At 29.9% G+C, this 23,444-nt stretch carries 23 protein-coding genes; 18 read left to right on the plus strand and 5 right to left on the minus strand.

Features of this window, described 5'->3' with window-relative positions; all coding sequences use genetic code 11:
• Positions 1 to 120: 120 nt before the first annotated feature.
• The 3 genes from KDK92_RS14670 to KDK92_RS14680 all read left to right on the plus strand — a co-directional run bounded on the left by KDK92_RS14670 (position 121) and on the right by KDK92_RS14680 (position 1,527).
• Positions 121 to 549, plus strand: coding sequence for a GNAT family N-acetyltransferase (locus tag KDK92_RS14670; RefSeq protein WP_250860084.1), 429 nt, complete (start codon positions 121 to 123; stop codon positions 547 to 549).
• Positions 550 to 649: 100 nt separating this feature from the next.
• Positions 650 to 952, plus strand: coding sequence for a hypothetical protein (locus KDK92_RS14675; protein WP_250860085.1), 303 nt, complete (start codon positions 650 to 652; stop codon positions 950 to 952).
• A gap of 296 nt (positions 953 to 1,248) precedes the next feature.
• The gene (locus tag KDK92_RS14680) at positions 1,249 to 1,527 is read left to right on the plus strand and encodes a CD3324 family protein (RefSeq protein ID WP_250860086.1); all 279 of its coding nucleotides are present in this window, start codon (positions 1,249 to 1,251) and stop codon (positions 1,525 to 1,527) included.
• A gap of 154 nt (positions 1,528 to 1,681) precedes the next feature.
• On the opposite strand, the gene plsY is transcribed toward KDK92_RS14680, so the two are convergent.
• Positions 1,682 to 2,287, minus strand: a complete 606-nt coding sequence (gene plsY, locus KDK92_RS14685) for a glycerol-3-phosphate 1-O-acyltransferase PlsY (protein WP_250860087.1) — start codon at positions 2,285 to 2,287, stop codon at positions 1,682 to 1,684.
• A gap of 269 nt (positions 2,288 to 2,556) precedes the next feature.
• On the opposite strand from plsY, the gene KDK92_RS14690 reads away from it, so the two are divergent.
• The 3 genes from KDK92_RS14690 to hisS all read left to right on the plus strand — a co-directional run bounded on the left by KDK92_RS14690 (position 2,557) and on the right by hisS (position 5,508).
• On the plus strand, positions 2,557 to 3,045 hold the full coding sequence (locus KDK92_RS14690) for a hypothetical protein (protein WP_250860088.1): 489 nt from the start codon (positions 2,557 to 2,559) through the stop codon (positions 3,043 to 3,045).
• 39 nt (positions 3,046 to 3,084) lie between these two features.
• Positions 3,085 to 3,945, plus strand: coding sequence for an SDR family oxidoreductase (locus KDK92_RS14695; protein WP_250860089.1), 861 nt, complete (start codon positions 3,085 to 3,087; stop codon positions 3,943 to 3,945).
• A gap of 300 nt (positions 3,946 to 4,245) precedes the next feature.
• Positions 4,246 to 5,508: a histidine--tRNA ligase gene (gene hisS / locus KDK92_RS14700; RefSeq protein WP_250860090.1), complete on the plus strand. Its 1,263-nt coding sequence runs from the start codon at positions 4,246 to 4,248 to the stop codon at positions 5,506 to 5,508.
• A 56-nt stretch (positions 5,509 to 5,564) separates the two neighbouring features.
• Here hisS and KDK92_RS14705 read toward each other — a convergent pair whose 3' ends face one another.
• Genes KDK92_RS14705 through KDK92_RS14715 form a run of 3 tightly spaced genes read right to left on the minus strand, consistent with a single transcriptional unit; the run spans position 5,565 to position 7,881 of the window.
• Entirely contained in the window at positions 5,565 to 5,897 is a 333-nt protein-coding gene (locus tag KDK92_RS14705; protein ID WP_250860091.1) for a DUF3784 domain-containing protein, read from the minus strand.
• A gap of 17 nt (positions 5,898 to 5,914) precedes the next feature.
• Positions 5,915 to 7,477, minus strand: a complete 1,563-nt coding sequence (locus KDK92_RS14710) for a DUF1648 domain-containing protein (RefSeq protein WP_250860092.1) — start codon at positions 7,475 to 7,477, stop codon at positions 5,915 to 5,917.
• Between the two features lie 23 nt (positions 7,478 to 7,500).
• Positions 7,501 to 7,881, minus strand: a complete 381-nt coding sequence (locus tag KDK92_RS14715; RefSeq protein WP_250860093.1) for a GntR family transcriptional regulator — start codon at positions 7,879 to 7,881, stop codon at positions 7,501 to 7,503.
• Positions 7,882 to 8,034: 153 nt separating this feature from the next.
• On the opposite strand from KDK92_RS14715, the gene KDK92_RS14720 reads away from it, so the two are divergent.
• Positions 8,035 to 9,291 (plus strand): NlpC/P60 family protein, encoded by a 1,257-nt coding sequence (locus KDK92_RS14720; RefSeq protein ID WP_250860094.1) that lies wholly within the window; start codon positions 8,035 to 8,037, stop codon positions 9,289 to 9,291.
• Here the strand turns inward: KDK92_RS14720 and KDK92_RS14725 are convergent.
• Positions 9,174 to 9,995, minus strand: a complete 822-nt coding sequence (locus tag KDK92_RS14725; RefSeq protein ID WP_250860095.1) for a transglycosylase domain-containing protein — start codon at positions 9,993 to 9,995, stop codon at positions 9,174 to 9,176. The genes KDK92_RS14720 and KDK92_RS14725 overlap by 118 nt on opposite strands.
• Positions 9,996 to 10,287: 292 nt before the next feature.
• Between KDK92_RS14725 and KDK92_RS24825 the strand changes: the two genes are divergently transcribed.
• From KDK92_RS24825 to KDK92_RS14780, 11 genes are all read left to right on the plus strand, one after another.
• Positions 10,288 to 11,601 (plus strand): transglutaminase domain-containing protein, encoded by a 1,314-nt coding sequence (locus KDK92_RS24825; protein ID WP_250860096.1) that lies wholly within the window; start codon positions 10,288 to 10,290, stop codon positions 11,599 to 11,601.
• 227 nt (positions 11,602 to 11,828) lie between these two features.
• Entirely contained in the window at positions 11,829 to 14,030 is a 2,202-nt protein-coding gene (locus tag KDK92_RS14735) for a DNA topoisomerase III (RefSeq protein ID WP_250860097.1), read from the plus strand.
• 169 nt (positions 14,031 to 14,199) lie between these two features.
• A complete protein-coding gene (locus KDK92_RS14740; protein ID WP_250860098.1) occupies positions 14,200 to 14,832 on the plus strand; it encodes a hypothetical protein in 633 nt (210 codons plus the stop codon).
• A 227-nt stretch (positions 14,833 to 15,059) separates the two neighbouring features.
• The gene (locus KDK92_RS14745; RefSeq protein ID WP_250860099.1) at positions 15,060 to 15,614 is read left to right on the plus strand and encodes a class I SAM-dependent methyltransferase; all 555 of its coding nucleotides are present in this window, start codon (positions 15,060 to 15,062) and stop codon (positions 15,612 to 15,614) included.
• Positions 15,615 to 15,731: 117 nt separating this feature from the next.
• Complete coding sequence (locus tag KDK92_RS14750) at positions 15,732 to 16,274, plus strand: hypothetical protein (RefSeq protein ID WP_250860100.1); 543 nt, start codon at positions 15,732 to 15,734, stop codon at positions 16,272 to 16,274.
• Between the two features lie 93 nt (positions 16,275 to 16,367).
• Positions 16,368 to 17,297 (plus strand): NADAR family protein, encoded by a 930-nt coding sequence (locus KDK92_RS14755; RefSeq protein ID WP_250860101.1) that lies wholly within the window; start codon positions 16,368 to 16,370, stop codon positions 17,295 to 17,297.
• Positions 17,276 to 17,815: an NUDIX domain-containing protein gene (locus KDK92_RS14760; RefSeq protein ID WP_250860102.1), complete on the plus strand. Its 540-nt coding sequence runs from the start codon at positions 17,276 to 17,278 to the stop codon at positions 17,813 to 17,815. The genes KDK92_RS14755 and KDK92_RS14760 overlap by 22 nt, the downstream gene beginning before the upstream one ends.
• Before the next feature lie 16 nt (positions 17,816 to 17,831).
• Entirely contained in the window at positions 17,832 to 18,551 is a 720-nt protein-coding gene (locus tag KDK92_RS14765; RefSeq protein ID WP_250860103.1) for a DUF4261 domain-containing protein, read from the plus strand.
• 484 nt (positions 18,552 to 19,035) lie between these two features.
• Positions 19,036 to 19,581 (plus strand): RNA 2'-phosphotransferase, encoded by a 546-nt coding sequence (locus tag KDK92_RS14770; protein WP_250860104.1) that lies wholly within the window; start codon positions 19,036 to 19,038, stop codon positions 19,579 to 19,581.
• 196 nt (positions 19,582 to 19,777) lie between these two features.
• Positions 19,778 to 21,517 carry an ATP-binding cassette domain-containing protein gene (locus KDK92_RS14775; RefSeq protein WP_250860105.1) on the plus strand — a complete coding sequence of 580 codons (1,740 nt, stop codon included), beginning with the start codon at positions 19,778 to 19,780 and terminating at the stop codon, positions 21,515 to 21,517.
• 13 nt (positions 21,518 to 21,530) lie between these two features.
• Positions 21,531 to 23,312: an ABC transporter ATP-binding protein gene (locus KDK92_RS14780; protein WP_250860106.1), complete on the plus strand. Its 1,782-nt coding sequence runs from the start codon at positions 21,531 to 21,533 to the stop codon at positions 23,310 to 23,312.
• Positions 23,313 to 23,444: the final 132 nt, after the last annotated feature.

The following is a 23,444-nucleotide window of genomic DNA, read 5'->3' on the forward strand; positions in this document are numbered from 1 at the left end:
CATGTAAATATGCTCAACTTTAATTATGTATTATTTATGAGGTATTAATGAAAATTACAAGATGATATACTGAAATCATAATAGATAGGGGGAATTTAAATAAATGAGTGGAAGAACTTTATGAATATAAGACTTGAACCTATAAACAAACATAATTATAAAAATTGCATTTCAATGGGGAGCTCTGACTACATGGCAAGTAATATTATATCTATTATCGAAGCTTATGTATTTGATGATTGGTATCCTTGTTGTATATATTTTGAGAATACTTTAGTAGGATTTATAATGTATGTAATTGATGAAGAAGACAGGAACTTATGGATGTATAGATTATTCATTGATGAAGAACATCAAAATAAGGGTTATGGAACAGAGGCGGTTAAGAAGTTATTAACCATCGTAAAAGAAAAGTATGATTGTAATGAATTTTACACCAGTACAAGTCCAGAAAATGATAGAGCTCTTCATGTTTATGAGAGTATTGGATTTGAAAGAACGGGTAAGATTAAGGATAAAGAAGTTGTATTAAGGTATATATATAATTAGAAATTCTTCTTTCATTAATAATAAAAGATGTGGTAAAATCATAAAAGTACAGGAATAATTGCTTTTGTGCGAAACTGAAAAATAGAAAGAGGAGAGTAAAATGCCAAAGATAACAAGTAGAAATAATGATTTTCTGAAATCTTATAAAAATAAAACTTCACAAAAAACATATAATTTATTAGTTGAACTTATGAATGAGGATAGAAGAGATCTTGCGGAAATGGTTACAAAGATAGACTATTTACTTGAATATACAAGCAATTGCATAAAACAGAAGGACTTTAGAGAAGCTAGAGAATCATTGAGCAAAGCTAAGGATAGAATAGACAAATTAAGAAGTGAAGGTGGAGATACAGAACATCTTGACTATTTATATGAGGGAATAAAGAAGAAGTGCAAATAAATGAACTATTAGCAGTATTTACAAAAAAAACAAAAAATGATAGAATTGATATATGATAATGTTTATTAGGGGGGATATTTATGAGGCATTTTATTTTAATATTTAATCATGCAGTAAATGATACAGCTCCAAGCAAAGACTATTAATTGAAGTCGACTTTTGTTTGCTTGGAGCCTAATAGAAAGATAACAAAAAAATATGTTTATTTTTAAATTAGGCTTAACACACATTATACTACTTCTGTAGTAGTCTTTGCTTTATCCGAATATTCACTTAATATTAGGAGGAGCAAAGATATGGGATATGTTAAAGCTAAGAATATTTTACCTGAAGAGGTAATAAAAATAATTCAGGAATATGTAGATGGTGAATACCTTTACATTCCTAGAAAAAATGGTAATGAAAAGTCTTGGGGCGAGAAGAACGGAACAAGACATAGTTTAAAAGATAGAAATAGTGAGATATTTAATAAGTACAATAGTGGTTGCACTGTTGGTGAACTAGCAGAGCAATATTTTCTTTCTGAAAAAAGTATAAGTAGAATTATACGAGAAGTGAGGAAAATGTGTGCTTAATGAATATTGGAGAAACATAAAAGGATACTTTATTATCAGATTTTTGATAGTAAAGTATCCTTTATTTTGTTAAAGGTAAGTGATGATTAAAATAAACATCATTTACCTTTTTTATTATAGTAATCTTTGATAAAAGTTCTTAAAGTTATAAATTTTAAGGATTTTTCTTCACAGTAGTAGAGCCTAATTTTGATTCTGTTCCTTTTAGTAATCTAGAAATATTAGCTTTATGTTTGTAGATAACAAAAAGTCCCATTATAATAGAGTAAATCAAGAATGATTTATCAGTATTTAATAATAAAGAAATAATCGGTAGTAGAAATGCTACAGAAATAGAGCCAAGAGATACCATACGAGATATCATTACAATAATAACTAAGGAAATTAGTAGAATGAATCCAACTAAAGGATATAAAGCAAATATTGTTCCTCCAGCAGTAGCAACGCCTTTACCCCCTTTAAATTTAAGAAAAACTGGATAGCAATGGCCAATTACAGTAAAAGCACCAGATACTACAGCAATATCTAAGCCTAAAGTTGAGTTAACAACAGCAACCACTATAAAGCCTTTTAGAAAATCACCAATAAATGCAACAATTCCAGCTTTCTTTCCTAAGGTTCTAAGAACATTAGTAGCACCTGAATTACCACTTCCATAATTTCTAATATCGATTTTACCTAAATACTTAGCACTTAAAAATGAGAAAGGAATACTCCCAAATAAGTACCCTAGAATAATGGGTAATATGTAGTTACTCATAAAAAAACCCCTTTCAAAATTATATGTATAGGGTTTCAGTATTCATTAAGAAAACCCTATATTAAATGAATTATTTTTATTACTATACTAACTATTATAAAGAAGGTTGGGAGTTGAATCAATAATAATATGATAATCAGTTGTTAAGACTTTGAAAATCAAGAAGAATATATGAAAAATTTCAAACTTGACTATAAAATGGAAATATAGTACAATAAATTTAACCACAAAATATGGTATAAAATAACGTTTAAGGGGATGGTGGTATAATGGATGCATATTCAATTATAACAAATAGTTTGATTTTAGTAGGTGCAGTTTGTATGTTGTTTTTAATGGTGTCAAATTATAAGAACAGGGACTTTAAAGGAGAGGTAAAATATAAAGGAAATACATGGAATAGATTTTTACTAGGAATTTCATTAGTGTCGATCTCATTAGTGATTTTTTCTAATATAATTGATGGGTTTGATGGAATTGGAAGCTTATTACCAATGATTATAATAAATCTGTTTCTTATAATTTCTAGTAACATGAGATACATAGTTGGTACAGAGGGAATTTTAATTCCATTTGAAGGTTGTAGATATGAGTTTTATGAATGGAAGGATGTACTGGAGATTAAGATTCTTGAAAAGAGAAAAACTGAATTTAGTTTAATAGATAAGGACGGTAAAGAACGTAAAAGAACTATTACTTTTAATAAAGGAGACTATAAAGAAATAATTGGGTACATGAATCAGCAAATTATATGTTAAAATTAAACAGTAGTAATTAATAATTGGGGAGGTGTTATCATGAAAATCTTGATAACAGGGGGAAAGGGATTTTTGGCATCTAGATTTAAAAAGAGGTTTGAAAAGGAATATGAAATACTTGCTCTTGGGAGAAAAGAGTTAGATATAACAGATAAAAAGAATGTTGAAAGTAAGTTTCAAGAGTTTAATCCAGATATAGTAATACATACAGCAGCAATAGCAGATACAGGAAAATGCGAGAATGATCCTGAACTTTCATATAAGATTAATGTAGAAGGAAGTATAAATGTTGCTAGAGCATGTAATAGTGTTAATGCGAAGTTAGTATATATGAGTAGTGAACAAGTATATAATGGAAATGAAGAAAGTGGTCCTTATAATGAGGAAATTACCCCTGTACCTAATACAGTTTATGGAAAGCATAAATTAAAAGCAGAGGAAGAGATAAAAGCTATTTTAGCTGAGGTATGGATACTTAGACTAACATGGCTTTTTGGAATGCCTGAGAGGAACCTTAAAGTAAATAGCAACATATTATTTAATACAATTAAACATATTCTAAGTGGAGAAGAATTTAAAGAACCAGTCAATGAATATAGAGGTATGACATATGTATATGAAATAGTGGAGAATATTCAAAAGTTATTTTCTATTCCTTATGGAATATATAATACTGGAAGTGAAAATGATCTAAGCCGTTACAATGTGGTAGAAGGGATATTAAAAGCACTTGGAAGGGATGATCTAAAGGTCAATAAGTTTAACAAAGATGTTGAGAGATTTAAAAAGAAACCTCGAGACCTTAGAATAAGCAATTTAAAGTTAAGGGAACAAGGAATTCAATTTTCTACCACAGAAGAGGGGATTTTAAAAGCTATTAAAGAATATTCCCTAATATAATTAAAAGAATTAAAACTTGAAATATCTACTATTATATGATATTGTTAATAAAAGTGAGATTAGTTATGGTCTCTTTTAAGGATGTGTTTTTATGAATATTAGTATTTTAAATAAAATCGAAAAATTACATCATCATCATCACCATATGTAAGCGTTTGCTTTTTCGTTGAAAAGTGTAAGCGCTAATTGTGTTGCTTACGCTGCTATGTGATGGTTAATAAGAAATGTCACTGCCGGTGTATAGCACGGGCAGTTTTTATTTTATACGAAAAAAATTTGAATATTATAAGGAGGACAACAATGAAAGTAAATACGAATCCAGTTAGAGGAACTAGAGATTTCCTTCCAGCAGATGTGGAACTAAGAGATTATGTTAGAGAGACAATTTTAGGGGTATATAAGAAACATGGGTTTACTAGAATTGAAACACCAGCACTTGAAAATAGTCAGATCTTGATGGGAAGTGAAGGGGGAGAAAACCTTAAACTTATATATAAAATCCTAAAAAGGGGAGAAAAGCTAAACCTTACTAAGGAAAATCTTCAAGAGAAGGACTTAGTTGATATGGGATTACGTTATGATTTAACACTTCCATTAAGTAGATTCTATGCAAATAATCAAGCTAATCTTCCGGCTCAGTTTAAGAGTGTACAAATAGGTGAGGTTTATAGAGCAGAGAGACCTCAAAAGGGAAGATTCCGTTCTTTCATACAATGTGATATTGATATTATCGGAGACGATTCTTATGGAGCTGAACTTGATCTTATATCAACAACAGCTGAGGCATTATCAAAACTTTCATTTAAAGGTTTCAAAATAAGAGTTAATGATAGAAGAGTGCTAAGAGCTATGATTGTAGGTGCAGGATTCCCAAGTGAGAAGGTTGGAAGTATATGCATAACTATCGATAAGCTTGATAAGATAGGAATGGATGGCGTTAAGAATGAACTTATTAAGAATGAATACAGTGAAGAAGTAATAAATAAGTTCATTAATTCACTTGAACAGTTATCTAAAGAAGGATTTGATCTTGAAGAACTCAAATCTATAGGTGTTGAGGAAGAAGTTATTGCTTCACTAAAAGCTGTTATTTCAGTTGTATCATCACAAAATGGTGATTTTTCAATTGTATTTGATCCATCGTTAGTAAGAGGAATGGGTTATTATACTGGTATGATTTTTGAGATTGAATATAGTGACTTTGGAGTATCTATCGCAGGAGGCGGAAGATATGACACGATGATAGGGAGATTCATGAAGAATGATGTTCCAGCTGTTGGATTTTCAATAGGATTTGAGAGAATCATTGCTATATTACAAGAGAAGAACTTTGAGATACCTTTTAAAGAAGACAAAACAGCTTTATTATATGAGCTTAAAAATGATGAACTGCTTAAAGTATTCTCATATGCTGACACTTTAAGAGAAAAAGGAATGGCTGTATCACTTATTCAGAAACAAAAGAAATTAGGTAAACAGATCAATAGATTAGGGGAAGAAGGATTTAAATCATTTGCAGTATATAGAGAAAATGAAGAAGAAATTGAGATAAAAGATATCTAATAATAGCAGAAAAACAGGCTCTCATAAAGGAGCCTGTTTTATTATATAATAGATATCTATTGGTTGGAATTTTTTCGTATAATGTGCATTCTATAATATATATTAATAACTACTACTGTAAGAATTGTATAATATGTTATAGAAAAGAACTTTAAAGAAATCATACCTTTTGCAAAATAAGAGATTATGATCAAAACCAAACCTAAAATGCCTAAGAAAATAAAGTTTTCTCCAAATAGTGGACAAATAATATCGGGATCATCTTTTTTAGGATTAAAACCAGAAATAATATTTCCCAATTTATATTTTTTTACTAGGAAACCTAAGAAAAGAAAAATAATACTTAATATTAAATGAATAATAATTACTGGAATATAGTCTTCTATCATATTTAATTCTCCTTTATTTATACCCAAGCCATAAGTAATGGTACAAATATTAACAATAAAATAATAATCATTATAGTCATTCCCCAAAGGTTACCAATATTAAGTGTATAACCAATACCAAATCTCTTTTCAATGAATATACTAGGGTCGTTTTTATTTACATAAAATATACCTAGCTTCCAAAACTTATCATCATTTCTACTTTGAGATGAATTAGAATTCTTATCTTTCAATGATAATCTACTTCCACCTTGACCAGTAAAGAAAGTAATATATATTCCACTACAAATAATAACCACAAAGAAAGAGATTGAAATAACCGCAGTTAAAGATGAATTAAGATTAAATATATTTAAGCTTACAAGATTAAATAAGGATGTTGTAAATGTAGAGTATATTACAATAACTAATAAAAATATAGATATCCTTCTTCTAAAAATTTTATCTTTCCTCATTGAAGTTTCAGGATCTGATGTATTAATTTGTTGCTTTGACCAACGAGTGATCATATGACCAAAGAAAACTAAAAGCGTCATAACTAGTTGATATATTGTAACTGTCATAACTGATGTTGGTGTTTTAACAATCCATCCATTTGCTTCGCCAAGGAATCCCCAATGAATTGGTATGGAATCAGGTAGTGATTTATAATTAATCAAAATTAATAAACTTGAAATTCCTATTATTAAAAGAGGTATTAAATACCAAAAGCCTGAAATGGTTACCTTTTTTCTTTTTGAAGAAACATACTCTGTATCTACATAAACAAACTGATTTTTATTAATATTCCACTGGTTCTGAGTTTTAATTTTTTTTGTTTTCTTATGACAAATTAAATAAACTCCAAATATCATTATAATTACAGCAATGAGTGTTATATTCATGTTAATATATAATATATTAAAATATGAAACTACAATTAACAATAAAGTTATTGGAGCAACAAGTATTATGAACAGTTTCTTATAAAGAGAATATATTGAAGATAATTCTTTATCACCAACTTTTTCTGAAGGAATTCTTACCCCGAAGAATAGTTCTTTACGACTTAAAGTTGGCATGAAGTAGAACAAAATTATAATAATGAAAGCTACGAATAAAGTTACAAATGAATTTAAATTCTTATAATAAAGGGTAGGATTTGAGAGGAAGAATCCTTGGATTTCCCCAGATTCTAAGAAAAATAAATCATACTCAGTATTACCTTTACTGCCTTCAACTATAATATGAACACAAGGTGCATTGTTTTTTATAAGAAAGTTAGATTCTATAACTTTTACGAATTCACCATTTATTATTTTTTTATGAATAGTTTCAGTACTCTTTGATAAGAAAAAATCACTCATCGCTTTAGTCATAGGGATTTCTAAAGTAAGTGTTTCAAAACTTTTATTTCCGTAGAGGTTCATAAATTCTCCGGCAGTACTCTCCATAGCTATCTTTTCATCTTCAGTATATTCTGAAGATGAGCTCTTTTCAACAGTATCTTTTACCTTATTAATAGTGCTACAAGAAGTAAAATTCAAGACAAAAGAAAATAATATTAATAATATAACAAATATTTTATTGATTTTTTTCATAGTTTACACCTCCAATTCTCAGATTATTTAGAAGAAAAATCCTTGAAAATATTCTTACTAAGTTCAATAAATTCTTCTTCGTTTAAACCTTTACAGATAGATGAAGCAATAAGTGTTGTTAACTCTTCGGTCATTTCCTCCTTGAAAATTGGATCAGAAGTAGTTCTTATAGGAAGAACTGTTGCACCTTTTCGTCTATCTACAACGATATAGCCCTCTGATTTCAGAAGACTATAGGATTTATTTACCGTATGCATGTTTATTCCTATATCTGAAGCCAGTTGACGGACAGAAGGCAGTATTTCTCCAGGTTTAAGTGTTCCAAGTGCAATACCATGAATAACCTGGTTTTTTATTTGTACATATATAGGGATGTCGCTTTCAAAATTAATCTTTAGTAACAAAATATCAACTCCTTAAAATATTAAGTTATGCTTGTTATACTAATTATATAACAGTTAAAGTCAATCTTCAATATACAATTCAGTTCAAGTAAAAGGAAAAAATAAAAAGATGGGGAATATAATAGATTATAGAAAGATTAAGGGGTGTAAGATTTGAGCAGTAGGAAAAAAAGAAATGGATATATATTTGATTTTAAGTCTTGGACAAAAAAGGATGAGAGTTATAATCAAATAATTTATGATTGTGAAAAGATAAAAAAGATAAATGAGGAGAATTTTGAAAATAGTGAAGGAGTCTTTTATATTAAAGATTTAGCTGAAAATATGTCCTCAATAACTCAGGAAGAGATTATAAAGTATCTAAGAATGTTCTATGATTTTGACTATAACCAGTGTATAGATAGCAAAGGAAAACATATTACTCAAGATGATTATAATTCAATGATAAAAAACATGAATATAACTTGGCATTCAAATATAAAAGGAGAAACTAAACCTACTATTGTAAAATTTGGGGTAGCAAAAACCAGATTAAAAATAAAATCTTATCCAACTGAAAGAAATGCATATAAGAATTATGACGATAAACATAATAGATTTGTTGAATCAGCTTTATATTTTGGAGATGAAGTGATTGTAATTCATGAAAGTATGGATTCTAAATGGTATTTAATTATATGTAGAGATTATGTGGGATGGGTAAAAAAAGAAGGAATTAAGCTTTGTTCTAGAGTGAATTTTATTAAATACTTAGAAGAAAGTGATTTAGTAATTTCTTGTGATGAAAATGTATATGCAATAATGAATTCAAAAAAGATAAAATTACCACTAGGCTCCTCATTACCAATATACAGAGAAAAAGAACAATACTTCGAATGTTATCTTCCACAAGGAGAGGGGAATTTATCCGAAAAAGAAATTGTGATTTTAAGTAAGAAACAAGATATTAGGAGAGGATTTTTAAAATTAAATAAGAGAAATATATTAGAGTTATCATTTAAATTACTAGAGGAGCCGTACTCATGGGGTGGAGAAAATAAAGGTCGCGATTGTTCAGCTTATGTCCGTGATGTTTTTAAATGTTTTGGAATAATTTTGCCAAGGAATGCTAGTGAACAGAAGAAAATTAAAGGTGCTAAAATATTAGATATATCAAAATTGAGAGAAGATGAGAAACTAGAAGCCTTAAATAAATATGCCATCGCATTTCCAATATTTTTACCAGGGCATGTTATGATTTATCTTGGAGAAGAGAATGGAAGTGGATATATTATTCATGATTCAGGAGGATTTTATAAGGAAGGAAAACTAATAGGAGGAAATAAAATTGTTGTGACGGATTTAGATGTTGAGACTAGTAAAGGGCTTAAATACCTAGATGAATTAGATACAATTCTTTTGTTTGAATAGTTTACATTGTTAGACTCAAGAGAGTCATTTAAAGGCTCCCTTGAGTTTTTAAGTGGGCAAGAATCTATAAATCCATTTTTAAGCATAGCATCAAGAACAATATCTCTTTTCCAAAGGGCTTTTTCTTTATTAACAATTGGATTATATGTACTAGGAGATTGAGGTAAGCCTGCAAGAAGAGCACTTTCTTCTAATGTTAAATCCCATATATCTTTATTAAAATATTTTTTACTAGCAGATTGTACACCAAAAGTATCTTCTCCAAAGTATATATAATTCAGGTACATTTCTAAAATTCCTTCTTTTGAGTATGTTAATTCTAGTTGTATCGATAGAGCAAGCTCTTTTAATTTTCTTGAATAAGTTCTTTCATTTGTTAAAAAAGCATTTTTAGCAAGTTGTTGTGTTATGGTACTACCTCCTTCAACGATAGTACCTGCTTTAATATTATTAATAAAAGCGCGACTTATGGCCATAGGATCAAATCCAAGATGTTTATAAAAATTTTTATCTTCAATTGATACGATAGCATTTTTTAAGTCTTCAGGAATTTTATCTATTGTTACATAATCATCTCTACTCGAAATAATATTTTTCTTTAAATTCTTCACATTGTTATCTATGCAATTCTCTGTTGAGCCATATATTTTAAAACAGGTGAAGGAAATCATAACTAATACAAGAAAAAATATTTTTCTCTTCATTTTAATCAACTCCAAATTATGGTTATAAACATTAAAATATTAATGCCTCTAATATACGCATAGAATGACAAAAAGTTTCATGTTTTTGGTATAATTTATTCATATTAATAAATTATTCATAAATTATTATAAATTAAATTTTAGTAATTTAATAAAAGATGATAAAATATACATAATAAGACGTATGAAAATTAAAAACAAATCAAAGATGCGACGGATGTTTTGCATCAGACGATGAGTTGGGTTCTCATATGATTAAAATAATTTTGATATTAAACTCAGAGGTGATAAGGTGAAGAAAACCCAAAAGTATATTAGATTTGTTGCAATGATAGGATTGTTATTTACATTACATATAGCAACAGTTTTAGCAGAGGATAATGAAATAATATGGGACAAGTTTTCAAAAAGTTATGTTAAGAATGATAAGGTTTGGACAATTAAATTTAACACATTTATAGGTGAAATTGGGGCTATTGAGGACTTTATATTTGTTAAAGATGATAATGGAGAGAGTTTTCCAGTCGTTGTTGAATTAAAAAATGATACTGTGGTGGTTAGTCCAAAGAAAACCTATGGAAATGGAGAGAGTTACAAGCTTATAATTGAAAACGAGTTAAAATCATCAAATGGAATTCCATTGAAAGAACGAGTAATAATGCCTTTTAATATTGAAGATAATGAAGCTTTAGTTAAAGGAAAATTGAAGTCAGAATTACTCTTAGGGCATAAAGATGTTGATATTAAGGAATATAACATCAGTAAAGATGAGATTGTGGATATAATTAATGACATTATAAATTACACTCCTGAAATATTTTATTATGATGGATTTAAATACTCTTATGAGGCTTCAGGTGGACTGGTAGAGAGTGTAAGCTTTAATTATTCATATTCATTAGAAGAAATTGAAGAGATGAAGGTGGAACTTTATAATAAAATAGATTGGGTTTTAATGAATGTTATAAATGATTCAATGAATGATTATGAAAAAGAATTAGCAATTCATGATTATATAATTAACAATGCAGTTTATGATATAGAAAATCTAAATAATGATACATTAAAACATAGTGCTTACTCTATGTATGGTATTCTAATTGAAGGAAAAGCAGTGTGTACTGGTTATGCGAAAACTATGCAATATTTTCTAGATAAGTCCAATATAGATAACCAACTGATTTTTGGAGATGCAAATGGTCAAAGTCATGTGTGGAACTTAGTAAAATTGAATGGAGAGTATTATCATCTAGATGCAACTTTCGATGATCCAGTATCATCACAGGAAAATATTTTAAGACGAAACTATTTTAATGTTACTGATGAGCTTATTAAGAAAAATCATATATGGAATACAGAGGAATATACTAAAGCAGTTTCAATGAATGAAAATTACTTTGTTAGAAATGAATCTTATGCAGAAGATGAAACAGAGTTGATTTCAATAATAAAAATGAGAATCAAAAATGGAGAAAAAGATATAAATGTTTTGATAAAGGATATGGTTGTAGATATACCTTCTGTTGTTAGAAGTGCTGGATATAAAGGTGCATTTTCATATAGTTTTGATGAGGCAATAGGCGTAATGGGTGTTGTACTGAAATAGATTTTAAAAATGAAAAGGGTATTATCGCACGCAGAGCGTGCTTTTTTTTATTGAGATAGTGTCTTATGGATAAGTTGGGTATTTCATGGTAATATAAAAGATAGATTAAAGATTGAAATATATACACTGTATAATTGAAATATATGAATGTTTAATATAAAAGAGTTATTAATTTTCAATGGTATAGTTGATTATTACAATCAACAATGAAAGGAGATTTTTATACTATGAGCAAATCATTGGTTCTTGCAGAAAAACCTTCAGTAGGAAGAGAAATAGCAAGAGTACTTAATTGTAAGAAAAAAGGTAATGGATACTTTGAAGGTGATAAATATATAGTTACATGGGCATTGGGGCACTTGGTTACTTTGGCTGACCCAGAAGCTTATGGAAATCAATATAAACAATGGAGTTTGGATACACTTCCTATGCTTCCAAATAGAATGAAACTAAATGTTATTGGAAAGACTGGTAAGCAGTTCACAACAGTAAAAAAAGCGATGATAAGACCAGATGTTAGTGACCTTGTTATTGCAACAGACGCTGGGAGAGAAGGGGAATTGGTTGCTCGTCTTATCATAGATAAGGTAGGGTTTAGAAAGCCAATAAAACGTTTATGGATCTCATCACAGACAGATAAGGCAATCAAGGATGGATTTAAGAATCTAAAACCAGGAAAAGACTATGAGAATTTATATAGAGCAGCAATGTGTAGGGCTGAGGCAGACTGGATTGTAGGACTAAATGTTACTCGTGCTCTTACATGTAAGTATAATGCTCAGTTATCTGCGGGACGTGTTCAAACCCCTACTGTGGCAATGATAGTTCAGAGAGAAGAAGATATCAAAAACTTCAAGCCAAAAGATTATTATGGAATTTCTGGTAAGGCAAATGGGTTCACACTAAACTGGATGAATAAAAAAGGACAATTGTCTACATTTAATGAAGAAGAAGCAAAGACTGTTATGGTGAAAGTAAAAGGGCAAACAGGTAAGGTAGTTGATGTAACTAAAACAGATAAGAAGAATTATGCACCTGCTCTTTACGACTTAACAGAACTTCAAAGAGATGCAAATAAGAGATATGGATATTCAGCTAAACAGACTCTTTCTATAATGCAGAGACTATATGAACAGCATAAAGTACTTACTTATCCAAGAACAGATTCAAGATATATAACTACTGATATAGTTGAAACTCTTCCACAGAGAATAAAGGCTGCATCAATTGGTTCATATGGAAGATTCGCTACACAGATATTAAATGGTAAGATAAGAGCGCATAAGGGATTTGTTGATGATAATAGAGTATCAGATCACCATGCAATAATTCCAACTGAGCAGAAGGTTAGCATTGGAAGTCTTAGCAGTGAGGAACTTAAAATATACGAGCTTGTTGTTAAGAGATTCTTTAGTGTTATGTTACCTGCATTTGAATATGTTCAAACTACTGTTAAAGCTGAAGTTAATGGTGAGAAGTTTATAGCTAAAGGGAAAATAGTTAAATCAAAAGGATGGAAGGCTGTTTATGACAGAGATACAGACTTTGAGAATGAAGATGATGATAGAAACCAAGATTCGGTTAAAGAGCAATCACTACCAGAGATAAATAAAGGTGATGTAATTAAGTTCACTTCTGTTGATATAAAAAATGGGAAAACTAAACCACCAGCAAGATTCAATGAAGCTACATTGTTATCAGCTATGGAAAATCCTCATAAATATATGCATGTTAATAAAGAGCATGCCAAAACTCTTGGAGAAACAGGTGGACTTGGAACAGTTGCTACAAGAGCAGATATTATAGAAAAATTATTTAACTCCTTTGTTATAGAGAAGAAGGGTAAGGAGATATTCCCTACTTCAAAAGGAAAACAGCTTATTGACTTAGTTCCAGCTGACTTAAAATCTCCATTACTTACGGCTAAATGGGAAAATGAATTAGGATTGATAAGTAAAGGAAAGATGAATAACAAGAAGTTCGTAGACAACATGAGAACTTATGCAACAAAGCTTGTTAACGATGTAAAGAGCGGAACAGCAAAATATACTCATGATAATATGACAAGAGCGAAATGTCCTGAGTGTGGTAAGTATCTACTTGAGGTTAATGGTAAGAGAGGTAAGATGCTAGTTTGTCAGGACAGAGAGTGTGGATACAGAAAAGGATTATCTAAAGTTACTAATGCAAGATGTCCAGAGTGTCATAAGAAACTTGAGTTAAGAGGAAAAGGAGAAGGGCAGATATTTGTATGTCCTAACTGTAGCTATAGAGAGAAACTATCGGCATTCCAGAAGAGAAGAAGTGAGAACAACAGCAAAACAACAAAACAAGATGTGAAAAAATATCTTAAGAAACAGAAGCAAGAGGCAGATGAGCCAATAAATTCAGCATTTGCTGATGCTTTGGCTAAACTTAAGTTGAAATAATATAAAGATAGTACGATCAGGTGTATGTAGCTTGATTGTATTATCTTTTTTATTTGAATAAAATTCCCAATTTAACTTGTTGACAATGGAATATGCTGGCAGTAAAATGAAATAAATGTATTGTGGTAAGACGCTGTGGAATATATGAGATATTCAAGGAGGGGAAAAGATGAAAATGAAAAAAATTATATGCATTACAATGGTTGTATGTTTAATGTTTTTAGGTTGTAATAGAGAGTCGAGTAACGATACTGAACTAATGGAGGGAGAAGTACTTATCATTCCTAGTTCATTATATGATGAAAGTACTAAGAAATTAGGAGCACATTTAGATATGACCACAGGTTGTGTTGAAATTGAATATAAAGGTAATAAAAAATGTATTGGAGTAAAATATGAGACATGGGAAGGCGGTATACTAAAGAATTCTACAAATATCTTTAAGATTAGTATTGATGATGGGTTTAATGGTGAAGTAAGCATATCATTGAAAGATATTGTGATGGATAATTTAGAAACGTCTCAAACAACTATTATGACGACCGTCATATCTGATCAAAATGGTTATTCAAGGTCAAGAAAATATATTGATAGGTACCCAAAATCTTACGGAAGTAGTCCTTGCAATATTATTGAAGCATTTAAAGACACAGATGATAATGAAATTTCGATATGGGGCTTTATGGCAACTGATGATGGGACATCAAGTGTCTATTCTCAAGAGAAAAGTATAGAAGCTACTGCGGAAAAAGTAGATTGGGCTTTGATTTTAAAAGTTTACTTTGAAGATAAAATAGAATAAGCTAGTTCTGTAAATCTAACAAGTAATTTGAAACTATAAGTCAAAGGATAAGTGTCCTAATCGCAAGTATATTAGGTACATATTTAAAGATAAAAAGATGTAAACTCATAATGAAATAAATTGATAAGGCAAAATATTTTGAAACATTAAAGTATATAAAGTCAGTTGAAGAGATTATTACTGATAATTATTATATCGTTTTTAGAAATAATATGGAGGTTAAAAAGATGAAAGTTATAATAGGAGCTGGTCAAACAAATTATGAAGGTTGGAAAACAACCCAAGAATGTGACTTGAATTTACTTTCTATCTCTGATTGGGACAAACTATTTTTGAAAGAAAGCGTAGACGCTATGATTGCTGAACATGTGTGGGAGCATCTAACTTATGAAGAAGGGATTGAGGCAGCAAGAAATTGTTTTAAATATTTGAAACCAGGGGGCTATATACGTTGTGCTGTTCCAGATAAAAATTTTAGAAATGAATGGTATCAAAATATGGTTCAAATTGGAGGTCCAGGACCTATTGAACATCCAGCTGCAACACATAAGATAGTTTATGATTATACAACATTTAAAAGAGTTTTTGAGACAGCAGGATTTGTAGTAACATTATTGGAGTATTGTGACAATGATGGAGACTTTCATTTTACTTATTGGAACGAAAATGATGGGAAAATAGGACGATCATTTAGGTTTGATACAAGAAATTCAATTGAAACATTAGGTATGGTTTCAATTATCATTGATGCAATGAAACCAATTATCATAAGAAATAAATAATTACAATATATGAAATTTACTTGTATATAGAATAAAAATATAGATTAAAATTTTGGCTGAAATTCTATCTATTACAAATAGAAGTAAAATATTTAAAATTAGTAAGGAGTTGTTAGTATGCTTAAAAATTTTAAGATAATTGTTTGTATAATTACCCTTATTTGTATTTTTGCAGTGAGTTGTAAAAATACAGACAAAGTTGCAGTAGAAAATGAAACAGTGAGCGGTACTAAAGAAATAGAAAATAACAAGGCACAAAATACTACAAGAACAATTGAGGATGAAACTATTGTAGATTTAGGTAATCTTAAGGGCGGATATTCACAGGAATTAATAACACAAGCAAACCTAATACTAATGGTTTCAAACCAAAGCTTTAGTATGGATAAAGTGAATTTAAGTATTTATATAGATGAAAGACTATTGGTTAATGACACATATTTGGTTGAAGACCAACATAAATACTTGTATTATTATATTTTGATTGAAGAGGGAGACCATGATATTAGTGTGAAATATAATGATCAAGTAATTGGTCAGGAGACGATAAAAATCTTAAATGATAAATCTACCTGGGTAGCATTAAGTTATTGGAAAGAAAAGGATGAGGAGTCATTTATCGATTTTTATACATCTGATGAACCGATTCTAATTGATTGACAATGGATATAGATTTACAAGATTGAAATTACATTAAGAGGATATAGAGCATTATACATAATAAAGTACTCAAGTTAAAGAGGAGGAAATAAAGTGAAAAAAACATATGATATTAATAATCCAATGGCACCACTATGGCTTATGTATCCACATATTAGTAGATACAGTATTGGGTGGAGAATGGGATATGGAGAAAGCTATGCATGGGAATTTGGAGATTGGTATTCTTCTCTGATAATTGAGGAACAAAAAAAGTATCAACTTATGTTTCCTGAACCAATAGGATGGCTCGGTTGGTATGAACAAGAATATACAGATAAAGACATTTATGATGAGGATTATCTTCTATGGAATAAAGGAGCCCATATGAAATATTCAATAAACAGTTTACAAAAGGATTTTAAAAAAGGTAAAAAAATTAAATATCTTTTTTTCTGGGGACACCAACCATCTTATGATGGAAGTATTACAAAAACATGTTTAAGTCAATGGTGGAAATCAGATTTTAGTGTTGGTATAAATGAATACTGTTGTATGGAACAATATATGATGGCTGAAAAAGCAAGACTATTTGAAGATAATGAAATTTTGGAGGAGATACTAAGAAGTTGTCATCCAAAACAGATCAAGGAATTAGGACGAAAAGTAAGAAATTTCAATGAAGATCTTTGGAAAAGAAGAAGGTACTCAATTATCTTAAATGGTAACTATGCAAAGTTTCTTCAGAATGAAAATCTAAGACAATTTTTAATGCAAACAAAAAATAGGGTTTTGGTTGAAGCAAGTCCGTATGATAAAATTTGGGGAATTGGTATGTCGGCTGATAATGAGAAAATTAATAATCCTTTGTTATGGAATGGACAGAATCTATTGGGATTTGCGTTAATGGAAGTGAGAGATGAACTTATTCGTGTTTGTCAAAATGATAAAAAATTGGATTTGAATGAGTTGCGTAAAAAATTTGATGAAAATGTGTTTGTGAAAGAAAGGGATGATTTCAGATGCGTATATTTGGAGAAGTAATGGATGGTGTTTTCTATAAAGAGCGAAAAGGCGCTTATGGAATAGCTATAAATGAATTAAACCAAGTGGCAGTAATACAAATGCCTCATGGAGATTTTCTTCCAGGAGGGGGGATAGAAAGTAACGAAACTGAAGAGGAGTGTCTGAAAAGAGAATTAATTGAAGAAACTGGATATGACATAAATATAAATAATTTTATTTGTAAGGGAATTCAATATGGTTATGGACCAAAATCTCAAAAATATTTGAAATTAGTTGGTTCTTTTTATATGATTGAATTTAAAAATAATACTGGTCAGAAAAGTGAATTGGACCATGAACTAGTTTGGAAAGATAGAGAAGAGCTTAAGAAAAGTATTCGTATTGAATATCAATATTGGGCTATGCAAGAAGCATTTAAAGTGAAAGAAGCTAAGATAGTAGCTGAAAATGAATACAATGATTATAGAGATGAAGTCGATAAGATTGAAACAAGAGATGTTAATAGCATGTTCAAGAGTGGTGTAATAAAAATATAAGAGAGAGTGATATATTATGTTAGAATCAAAAATTATATTTGGGATACCAGGATTTTGGAAAGATAGAACTGATATAGTGAAAACAATTGCAGAAAAGAGTGGGGGATATTTATTTTTAGGTGGTATCCTAAGTAGAACAGATACAAAAGATTTTTTTGATGTGGAGATTTATGGCCATGATAAGCAACTTAAGGAAGCATTTTCATATGCGGGGAGTTTTTCATCAGAACAATTAGGTGCTATTGAAAAGCATAGCTGTACGTTATATGTGATAGGGAAAGGTGGAAGTATTGAAGATGCAAACAAAATGTTAGATGTAGGTTTAGCATTGCTTAATGCTGGAGGTATAGCTGTAAAAGTTGAATCATCAGGTGTAGCTCACACTGTTGAAAATTGGACAAGTGCAGCTCAAGCAAAAGAAATTCATAATACTTTTAGATCATTTGTGACATTTGTGGGTGAAGAAGAGTTTTACTATTCATGTGGTATGCATTGTTTAGGTTATCCTGATGTTGTTGTATTAAAAGACGATTATAATCCAAGTGAAGTTGTAAAGCTAATGGAAACATTTTTACTTTACAATCTTTATGAAAAACCGGTATTGAAAAGTGGAGAAACATTTAGTATTGATATTAATTCTCCATATTATATATTAAATCATAAACCTTGTACATACTTTGAAGAAGAACATCCTTTCTATAATCCATATGGTGTGTGGGAGCTTAAGAAAAAATAAGGATTATGGTAATTAAGCTAAGTTTAGTCGCGAGTTTATTTATTATTCCCGTAATTATTATTGTAGGAATTACCGTTTATATTAAAACGCTGTTAGGTACAAGTGTTAATTTTTCTGATATGTTTAACATTTGGGGGTTGTTATTAGCATTTTTATTGATCATTCCTGCTAGCTGGGGTATATTTTGTAGAAGGTTCTTGGAAAGCAAAGCAAACTCTTCAGACTAAGGAATGAGCTATATAAGTCTGCACAGTTTCAAAAAAGAGAAACGTTATAGGACATAAGTTAACAATTGGAGGTAATAAGGATGATAAATACTGTTTGTGGAAGAATTCCAAGTAAAGAATTAGGAATGACTCTTATGCATGAACATATTTTGTGTGATGATATAGGTGCAGATTATATTGATAGGTAGAGATATGATAAAAATGAGATAGAGGAAATTAACTATTAGATACTTAAATGTGAATTGTAGAGGTGTTTTATGAAAAATAAAAATGTGAATTTAAGTAGATTTTTGAGTTTAGTTTTAAGGCATAAGCCACAAGTTATAGGTATAAAACTAGATAAGAATGGATGGTGTTCTGTTGAGGAACTATTAGTGAAGATGAATGCTTATGGAAAGAACATAACAATAGAAGAGTTAAATAAAATAGTAGCTTCTGATAATAAACAGAGATATGCATTTTGTGAAGATAAGAAAAGGATTAGAGCAAATCAAGGACATTCTTTATATGTAGAATTAGATTTAAAAGAATGTGTTCCACCAAGTATTCTTTATCATGGTACTGTAGAAAGGTTTATAGATAATATAATAACTAAAGGATTATTAAAAATGTCTAGGCAACATGTCCACCTAAGCGAGGATATAAAAACCGCTGAAAAAGTTGGGAATAGGCGAGGAAAGGCCATAATACTACATATAGAAGCAGGCAGGATGCATGGAGATGGGTTTAAATTTTACTTATCTGAGAATGGGGTTTGGTTAACAGATTGCGTTCCTAGAGAGTATATAGTTCTTGAAAAATAAATTGAAGTATAATATGTAGATAGTATGATCAAAGTAAATATTGCTTGATTGTACTATTTTTTTATTTTCTAACGTTAGATTGATTTATATGAAAAATAGAAATAAACCTTTATAATAGTATAAAAACTTACAAAAATATATATAACTTTACAAAATTATGTTATAATATATTTCTGTTCAAAAAAGGGGGGAATTTATGCTTGAAAGCTTAACTTACACTTCAAAACTATTCTATTCAGAGAATAAAAAAAATGTGATTTTATATTTCATCACAACTATTTTAACAGTACCTTTATTTTTAGGGGAACTAATCTTAACTAAGCGAGTTATTGATACAATTCAGAATTCAACTTCAACATTTACTTACAAGGAAGCTTTATTGCTTATGATATTCTTGGTTGTGGTAATTTACATGAATACAATGAATGCTTCCATGAAAGCATTATCATCCACTAGTCTTATAGAAATAGGTTTATATAAAAAAGAAAAACTCATATTAGAAAAATCTTCTAAGTTACCACTTACATATCTTGAATGGCCAAAAATAAAAGCACTTAGGGAAAGGGCTAAACGCCTACCCTTATTTGAACTCTTTGAACAATGGATGAATTGCATTGTTGATTTTACTACAATAGGTTCGTTGCTCATAATATTAATCTATTATAAATGTTCACTAGTATCATTTATAATTTTTGCAGGTCTGTTACTACAATTCTCTACAAATAAAAAAATTGTTAAAAATAAAGAGAAAATCTATCAAAAACAATCTTCTTCAAGATTAATATTAGATTATCTATTCAATCTTTTAGTTCAAAGAGAGACAATACAAGAAATCAGAACTTATAATATGTCACCATACTTAAAAAAGAAATGGAAGGAAATATTTAAAACGAACTTCAAAGAGATACAGAAAAAGATTATCTCTGGTGAGTTACGTAATATTCTTCAAAATATTGTGATCACTATTATGAACGGGTCATGTGTGATAATACTGGTGATAATCAGCGCTAAAAGTGGAAATGGAGCAGGTGTATTTGTAATGCTACTTAAAGTGGTATCTCAATTGTTTATTTTATTACCGAGATTTTCTACAAATTATTCTTCATTGAAGTCAAGTACCATAAGATTTAAAGATTTTATTGGATTTTTAAATGTTCAAGAGGATATGAGGGGACAGAGAGCATTACCAGAGTGTGACAAAGGAATGAAGATTGTAATCAATGACCTATCTTTCAAGTATAAGGATAGTGAAAAGAACACCCTTAAAGGAATAAATATGGTAATAAACCCGGGGGAGAAGATAGCTCTTGTTGGAGAAAATGGCTCAGGGAAATCCACATTGGTTAAGATCATTTTAGGGTTGTACAAACAAAAGGATGGAAATATAGACTGGTCAATTGGAGGGGAGTCTATAAAAGCAAAAGAGGCTGTCAATGGGGCAAGGGTGGTTTTTCAAGATTATACAAGATTGTTGAGACCAATCAGAGAAAACATTGCCATAGGGGATATTAAACATCTTAATAATGATAAAAAGCTTAATAGAGCACTTAACAAGGCAGAGAGTAATGAATATGTTGATTATCTAGATGAACAAATTGGTCCAGAATTTGGAGGAAGAGACTTCTCAGGTGGGCAATGGCAAAGGTTGGCTATATCCAGGGCATATCTCAATGAGAAACAGCTAACCATATTTGATGAACCAACAGCTTCATTAGACCCTAAAGCTGAATTAAAGGCTTTCGAAGCATTTGTAAATCTTAGTGATAATAAAACATCTGTTATTGTTACACATCGACTTTATATGGCAAGGTCTGTAGATAGGATATTTGTACTTGAAGATGGACAAATTGTTGAGAGTGGTAGCCATTCAGAGTTAATGAGACTACATGGAAAATATGAGAAGATGTATATTTCACAATCTGAATTACATGGATAAGAAGGGGGCCTTTATGATTAATAAAAAGAATAATATATACAACATAATGTTGATAATATTTAAGATTTTCAAGAAGATGCCGTTACTTATGTTTATCACATTCACTATTCCCTTTATAGGTGGAGTCATTACATTTTTTACATATACAACTCAGGTTGAAATAATAAATATTATAGTCAGTAACAGCGGAGAGGAAAGTTGGAAGGTCATACTTTCTAAGGTGGTACATCCATTAATAATCTTTACCTCTATATTTGCAATACAGGCTATATCTCAAGCTTTAACGAACATTTTCAAAAACGCAATGAACACAAAAGTCACCTTGTTCTTTAAAAGTGAAATTGTCGATTTAATGAACAAGGTTGATTATGAAAAGTTTGATGATAAAGAATTCTGTGATAAGTTAGAGAGAGCCAAAAGTGTTGTAGGAGAACACCTTGTAGGTATAATGCAGAATTTGGTATCAAGTATAAGTATATTCTCATCCCTTTTGAGTATCATTTGGTTAGCTGCTACTAGTAGATATTTCATAATAGTCATAGTTGTGGTTGGAATGATGGTGATTAGTTTATGGTTAAAACTTTCAACTGAGGTGAAAGTACGTAAAGTAGGGAGAGAGCTTACGTTCCAGGGAAGAATGGGTGATTACCTCTCAAATACACTTGAAGATTCAAATACAATTAGAGAGTTGAAGATCTACAATGCTTCAAATTATTTCTTAGATCTTTGGGGAGGGATCATAACTAAACAACATAGGAAGAGATATGATGCTAGACGAGATGAAATACGGATTGGAATGATAGTAACCTTAGTACAGACTATAGCAATATTTCTTGTATTGTTAATGTTACTTAATAGAATTAATAGTTCTATAGAAGTTACAATAGGTACTATTTCAGTTCTGTTTATGGCAATGTTATCTAGTGGATATAAGATAATGAGCTTGACATGGCCTTTAAGTAAATTATATATAAGCAGTACAAAGTTATATGATTTGAATGAGATACTAAAGTTGAAAGAAAGTTTAAAGGAAGTCAAAAATTTAGAAGAAAAGAAGAAGGATAGTTTACTTCCAATTGAAATAAATAGTGTGAACTTTAAATACATAAGCAGTAACAAGAATATAATAAATGATTTGAATCTAAAAATACAAAAAGGAGAAAAAATCGCCATAGTAGGTGAAAATGGTGCAGGTAAGTCAACATTGGTGAAGTTGATACTTGGGCAATATAAAGCTTCTAATGGTGAAGTTTTATGGAATGGAAAAAACAAAATATCTAGCAAGCCAGCAGTTGTCTTTCAGAATTTCATCAAATTTCAGCTAACTTTAAGAGAAAATATTGCTTTAGGTAATATAGAAGAATATCACAATGATGAGAAGATAATTGAAACCTTAAAAAAATGTGACCTATATGATTTATATCAGGAACTAGGTGGACTAGATGTCACTTTAGGAAGATTAAAAGATGGAGGAAGACAGTTATCGGGAGGACAGTGGCAAAAACTTGCCATTGCAAGAGCGGTATTCAAAGATGCAGACCTCCTTGTGTTTGATGAGCCAACTTCAGCTATAGATCCAAATGCAGAACTAGAAATATTTAATAAGCTAATGAAGATATGTAAGGACAAAACAGGGGTATTTATCTCTCATAGATTCGGATGGGCTAAGAATGCTGATAGAATAATTGTGATGGATAGGGGAGAAATAATTGAGATGGGATCACATGAGGAGTTAATTCAGTTAAAAGGAAATTATTATAATATGTACAACCTTCAATCATCATGGTACAGATAGAAGAAATCAATAAAGTTAATATGGTTGAAAGGTACCTTTCCCTCTAAAATAAAAAAAATATTAATATAATACACTATATATGTTAAAATTAGTGTGTAGAATAATTTAGAAAAATATTTACAATAACCACGT

Origin of the sequence: Oceanirhabdus seepicola, assembly GCF_023684385.1 — a bacterium.
GTDB classification, from domain to species: Bacteria; Bacillota; Clostridia; order Clostridiales; family Clostridiaceae; genus Oceanirhabdus; species Oceanirhabdus seepicola.

What these genes read in the sequence shown, in the direction of transcription:
- KDK92_RS14670 (WP_250860084.1), top strand. Translation starts at nt 121, where the DNA reads ATGAATATAAGACTTGAACCTATAAACAAACATAATTATAAAAATTGC.
- KDK92_RS14675 (WP_250860085.1), top strand. Translation starts at nt 650, where the DNA reads ATGCCAAAGATAACAAGTAGAAATAATGATTTTCTGAAATCTTATAAA.
- KDK92_RS14680 (WP_250860086.1), top strand. Translation starts at nt 1,249, where the DNA reads ATGGGATATGTTAAAGCTAAGAATATTTTACCTGAAGAGGTAATAAAA.
- plsY (WP_250860087.1), bottom strand. Translation starts at nt 2,287, where the DNA reads ATGAGTAACTACATATTACCCATTATTCTAGGGTACTTATTTGGGAGT.
- KDK92_RS14690 (WP_250860088.1), top strand. Translation starts at nt 2,557, where the DNA reads ATGGATGCATATTCAATTATAACAAATAGTTTGATTTTAGTAGGTGCA.
- KDK92_RS14695 (WP_250860089.1), top strand. Translation starts at nt 3,085, where the DNA reads ATGAAAATCTTGATAACAGGGGGAAAGGGATTTTTGGCATCTAGATTT.
- hisS (WP_250860090.1), top strand. Translation starts at nt 4,246, where the DNA reads ATGAAAGTAAATACGAATCCAGTTAGAGGAACTAGAGATTTCCTTCCA.
- KDK92_RS14705 (WP_250860091.1), bottom strand. Translation starts at nt 5,897, where the DNA reads ATGATAGAAGACTATATTCCAGTAATTATTATTCATTTAATATTAAGT.
- KDK92_RS14710 (WP_250860092.1), bottom strand. Translation starts at nt 7,477, where the DNA reads ATGAAAAAAATCAATAAAATATTTGTTATATTATTAATATTATTTTCT.
- KDK92_RS14725 (WP_250860095.1), bottom strand. Translation starts at nt 9,995, where the DNA reads ATGAAGAGAAAAATATTTTTTCTTGTATTAGTTATGATTTCCTTCACC.
- KDK92_RS14735 (WP_250860097.1), top strand. Translation starts at nt 11,829, where the DNA reads ATGAGCAAATCATTGGTTCTTGCAGAAAAACCTTCAGTAGGAAGAGAA.
- KDK92_RS14740 (WP_250860098.1), top strand. Translation starts at nt 14,200, where the DNA reads ATGAAAATGAAAAAAATTATATGCATTACAATGGTTGTATGTTTAATG.
- KDK92_RS14745 (WP_250860099.1), top strand. Translation starts at nt 15,060, where the DNA reads ATGAAAGTTATAATAGGAGCTGGTCAAACAAATTATGAAGGTTGGAAA.
- KDK92_RS14750 (WP_250860100.1), top strand. Translation starts at nt 15,732, where the DNA reads ATGCTTAAAAATTTTAAGATAATTGTTTGTATAATTACCCTTATTTGT.
- KDK92_RS14760 (WP_250860102.1), top strand. Translation starts at nt 17,276, where the DNA reads ATGCGTATATTTGGAGAAGTAATGGATGGTGTTTTCTATAAAGAGCGA.
- KDK92_RS14765 (WP_250860103.1), top strand. Translation starts at nt 17,832, where the DNA reads ATGTTAGAATCAAAAATTATATTTGGGATACCAGGATTTTGGAAAGAT.
- KDK92_RS14770 (WP_250860104.1), top strand. Translation starts at nt 19,036, where the DNA reads ATGAAAAATAAAAATGTGAATTTAAGTAGATTTTTGAGTTTAGTTTTA.
- KDK92_RS14775 (WP_250860105.1), top strand. Translation starts at nt 19,778, where the DNA reads ATGCTTGAAAGCTTAACTTACACTTCAAAACTATTCTATTCAGAGAAT.
- KDK92_RS14780 (WP_250860106.1), top strand. Translation starts at nt 21,531, where the DNA reads ATGATTAATAAAAAGAATAATATATACAACATAATGTTGATAATATTT.